The sequence below is a fragment of the Streptomyces hainanensis genome (assembly GCF_004348415.1).
Taxonomy (GTDB): Bacteria; Actinomycetota; Actinomycetes; order Streptomycetales; family Streptomycetaceae; genus Streptomyces; species Streptomyces hainanensis.
Genome location: NZ_SMKI01000606.1, coordinates 1 through 3,871, shown reverse-complemented (window position 1 = coordinate 3,871; position 3,871 = coordinate 1). Strand labels below are relative to the sequence as shown.

4 protein-coding genes are annotated in these 3,871 nt (G+C 75.9%); 2 read left to right on the top strand and 2 right to left on the bottom strand.

Features of this window, described 5'->3' with window-relative positions:
* Both E1283_RS33375 and E1283_RS33370 read right to left on the bottom strand, forming a co-directional pair.
* A partial coding sequence (locus E1283_RS33375; RefSeq protein ID WP_165956342.1) for an NTP transferase domain-containing protein occupies window positions 1-249 on the bottom strand: 249 nt, incomplete at its 3' end.
* 4 nt (window positions 250-253) lie between these two features.
* Window positions 254-1,051 carry an IclR family transcriptional regulator gene (locus E1283_RS33370; protein ID WP_132821914.1) on the bottom strand — a complete coding sequence of 266 codons (798 nt, stop codon included), beginning with the start codon at window positions 1,049-1,051 and terminating at the stop codon, window positions 254-256.
* A 132-nt stretch (window positions 1,052-1,183) separates the two neighbouring features.
* On the opposite strand from E1283_RS33370, the gene allB reads away from it, so the two are divergent.
* A complete protein-coding gene (gene allB / locus E1283_RS33365; RefSeq protein ID WP_132821913.1) occupies window positions 1,184-2,530 on the top strand; it encodes an allantoinase AllB in 1,347 nt (448 codons plus the stop codon).
* The gene (gene alc / locus E1283_RS33360) at window positions 2,527-3,648 is read left to right on the top strand and encodes an allantoicase (RefSeq protein ID WP_132821912.1); all 1,122 of its coding nucleotides are present in this window, start codon (window positions 2,527-2,529) and stop codon (window positions 3,646-3,648) included. Before allB ends, alc begins: the two co-directional genes overlap by 4 nt.
* Window positions 3,649-3,871: the final 223 nt, after the last annotated feature.

Genomic DNA, 3,871 nt, shown 5'->3' with positions numbered 1-3,871 from the left:
CATCCCCGAAGCCCAGCCCCGGTTCTCCACCAGGTGGCACCCCGTCAGTTCCGCGCGCTCCCGCACCGTCTCGGCCGCCGCGCCGAGCACCACCACCACCGGATCGCAGCCGGCGGCCCGCAGGGCGTCGGCCGCCCGGTCCACGAACAGCCGCCCGCGCCAGCGCAGCAGGGCCTTGGGCCGCCCCCCGAGCCGCCGCCCGCCACCCGCGGCGAGCAGCAGTCCGGCGACGGGCGCGGTCTCGGTCATGCCGTCAGCGTAGAGCGCCGGTCTTCCCGGGCGGCGTGGCCAGCGCCGACGACAGGTCCCTGGCCACCTCCTGGAGCAGCGGGACCATCTTCTCCGTCGCCGCCTCCGTGACCCGGCCGGCCGGGCCCGACACCGAGATCGCCGCCGCCGTCGACGAGTCGGGCACCAGCACCGCGACGCAGCGCACGCCTATCTCCTGCTCGCTGTCGTCCACCGCGAAGCCGCGCTCCCGCACCGCGCCGAGCGCGGCGAGGAACGCGTCCGGCGTGGTGATGGTGCGCTCCGTGGCGGGCGGCATGCCGGAGCGGCCGAGCAGCGCCCGCACCTCCGCGTCCGGCAGCCCCGAGAGCAGCGCCTTGCCGACGCCCGTGCAGTGCGGCGGCACCCGCCGGCCGACCTCGGTGAACATCCGCATCGAGTGCCGCGACGGCACCTGCGCCACGTACACCACCTCGTCGCCGTCGAGCAGCGCCATGTTGGCCGTCTCGCCGGTCTCCTCGACCAGCCGCGCCAGATGCGGCCGCGCCCAGGTGGCCAGCGGCCGGGCCGCGCTCTCGCCGAGCCTGATGAGCCGCGGCCCCAGCGCGTAGCGGCGGTTGGGCTGCTGGCGGACGTAGCCGCAGGCCACCAGGGTGCGCATCAGCCGGTGGATCGTCGGCAGCGGCAGCCCGCTGCTGGCGGCCAGCTCGCTCAGGCCCGTCTCGCCCCCGGCGTCCGCCATGTGTTCCAGGAGGGCGAAGGCACGCTCGAGAGACTGAACCCCGCCGCTGGCGGAGGACTTGCGCACGTCGGACGGCGGCACGTCGCGTTCCTCATTCGTTGTGTGATGCGTTGTCGCGAGTCGCCTCAGAAGCCTACCCGTCCTTGACGTGCCGACCGTCGCCGCCGAGGATCGGCTTTCAACACCTTGTTGAAGCCTGCGAGGGGGCGCCCGTTGTCCGGTACCGAACTGCTGCTGCGTTCCACCCGGGTGGTCACCCCCGAGGGTGAGCGCCCCGCCGCCGTGGCCGTCGCGGCCGGCCGGATCGCCGCCGTGCTCCCGCACGACGCGGCGCCGCCCGCCGGCGCCCGGCTGGTGGAGCTCGGCACCGACGCGCTGCTACCCGGGCTCGTCGACACCCACGTCCACATCAACGACCCGGGCCGCGCCGAGTGGGAGGGCTTCGCCACCGCCACCCGGGCCGCCGCGGCCGGCGGCGTCACCACCCTGCTCGACATGCCGCTCAACAGCGTGCCGCCCACCACCACCCCGGAGCACCTCGCCGTCAAGCGCGCCGTCGCCCGCGCCGCCAGCCACGTCGACCTCGGCTTCTGGGGCGGCGCCGTGCCCGACAACACCGCCGAGCTGCGCCCGCTCCACGAGGCCGGGGTCTTCGGCTTCAAGTGCTTCCTCTCGCCCTCCGGGGTCGACGAGTTCCCCGAGCTCGACGCCGACCGGCTGGCCGCCGCCATGGCCGAGATCGCCGCCTTCGACGGGCTGCTGATCGTGCACGCCGAGGACCCGGCGCGGCTCGCCGAGGCGCCCGCGCCCGACGGCAGCCGCGCCTACGCCGACTTCCTGGCCTCCCGGCCGCCGGCCGCCGAACACGACGCCGTGCGCCGGCTGATCGCGCTGGCCGGGCGGCTCGGGGCACGCGTCCACGTGCTGCATCTCTCCGCCGCCACCGCGTTGCCGCTGATCGCCGAGGCCAGGGCCGCGGGGGTCCGGATCAGTGCCGAGACCTGCCCGCACTTCCTCACCCTGACCGCCGAGGAAGTCCCGGACGGCGCGACCGAGTTCAAGTGCTGCCCGCCGATCAGGGAGGCCGCCAACCAGGACGCCCTGTGGGCCGGGCTCGCCGTTGGCACCCTCGACTGCGTCGTCTCCGACCACTCGCCCTGCACCGCCGACCTCAAGATCCCCGACTTCGGGGCCGCCTGGGGCGGCATCTCCTCGCTCCAGCTCGGGCTGCCCGCCGTCTGGACGGCCGCCAGGGCCCGCGGCCACCGGCTCGCCGACGTCGCCCGCTGGATGGCCACCGGTCCCGCCGCGCTCGCCGGCCTCGACCGCAAGGGCGCGATCGCGCCCGGCCGGGACGCCGACCTCGTCGTCCTCGACCCGGAGGCCACCTTCACCGTCGACCCGGCGGCCCTCCACCACCGCAACCCCGTCACCGCCTACGCCGGCCGCACCCTGCACGGCGTGGTGCGCGCCACCTGGCTGCGCGGCCGGCTCGTCGCCGAGGACGGCCGGGTCGCCGAGCCCACCGGCCGGCTGCTCACGAGAGGACTCACGACATGAGCGTCTCCACCTCGTTCACCGGTCAGGCCGCGCCGTACGCCGGCGGCGACCCCTACGCCGACTACCGCGCCCCCGACGTCGGCGAACTGCCCTTCGCCCACCTCCCCGACCTCGCCGACCGGCGCCTCGGCGGCTCCGTCACGGCCGCCAGCGACGAGTTCTTCGCCGAGCGCGAGAACCTGGTCAGGACCGAGCGCGCCCACTTCGACCCCACCACGTTCGGCCACAAGGGCAAGGTCATGGACGGCTGGGAGACCCGCCGCCGGCGCGGCCCCGCGCCCGACGCCGCGCTCCCGGCGGCCGACGACCACGACTGGGCCGTCGTGCGGCTCGGCGTCCCCGGCGTGGTGCGCGGCCTGGTCGTGGACACCGCCCACTTCCGCGGCAACCACCCGGCGGCGGTCCGCGTCGAGGCCACCGCGGCCGAGAACGCGGAGGGGGCCGGCGCGACCGACTGGGTCGAGCTGCTGCCGCGCACCCCGGTCGGCGGCCACGCCGCCAACTGCTTCGCCGTCGACGGCGTCGAACGGCGCGTCACCCACCTGCGGCTCAGCCAGTATCCGGACGGCGGGGTGGCCAGGCTGCGGGCCCACGGCGAGCCGGTCGCGGACCCGGCCTGGCTGGCCGCGCTCGGCACCTTCGACCTGGCCGCCCTGGAACACGGCGGCCTGGCCGAGGACGCCTCCGACCGCTTCTACTCGCCGCCCGCACACGTCATCCACCCCGGACGCTCCCGGGAGATGCACGAGGGCTGGGAGACCCGCAGGCGCCGCGACGCGGGACACGACTGGCTGCGGCTGCGCCTCGCCGGCCAGGGGGTGATCCGCGCCGTGGAGATCGACACCGGCAACTACAAGGGAAACGCGCCGGGTTGGGCGTCGCTCTGGCTGCTGGACGCCGCGACCCCGGGTGCCGGGTGGCGCCCGGCGCTGTCCCACACCCCGCTCCGACCCGACGCCGTGCACCGGCTGTTGCTCCCCGACACGGTCGGGCCGGCCACGCACGCCAGGCTCGACGTCCACCCCGACGGCGGGATCGCCAGGCTCCGCCTGCACGGCTCCCTCACCGAGGCCGGGGCCCGCGGTGTCGCCGCCCGCCACCGGGAACTGGCGGGCTGACGTCCGCCTGCGGGGAAGGCGTGAAGTGTCGCCCGGCCATGTGAACTCCTGGGAAATATCGGTGAGGCGTGGTTGACGGTCCGATCGCTACGCGCGTCAACTGTTGGCATGGGCATGAACCTTCGTGCCGGGCGTCGCGCCCGGTCCGTCCGCGCCGGCGCCTTCGGCGCCCTGCTGCTGACCGTCCTCGTCGGCGCCCCGGCCACTGCCAGCACCCCCACCG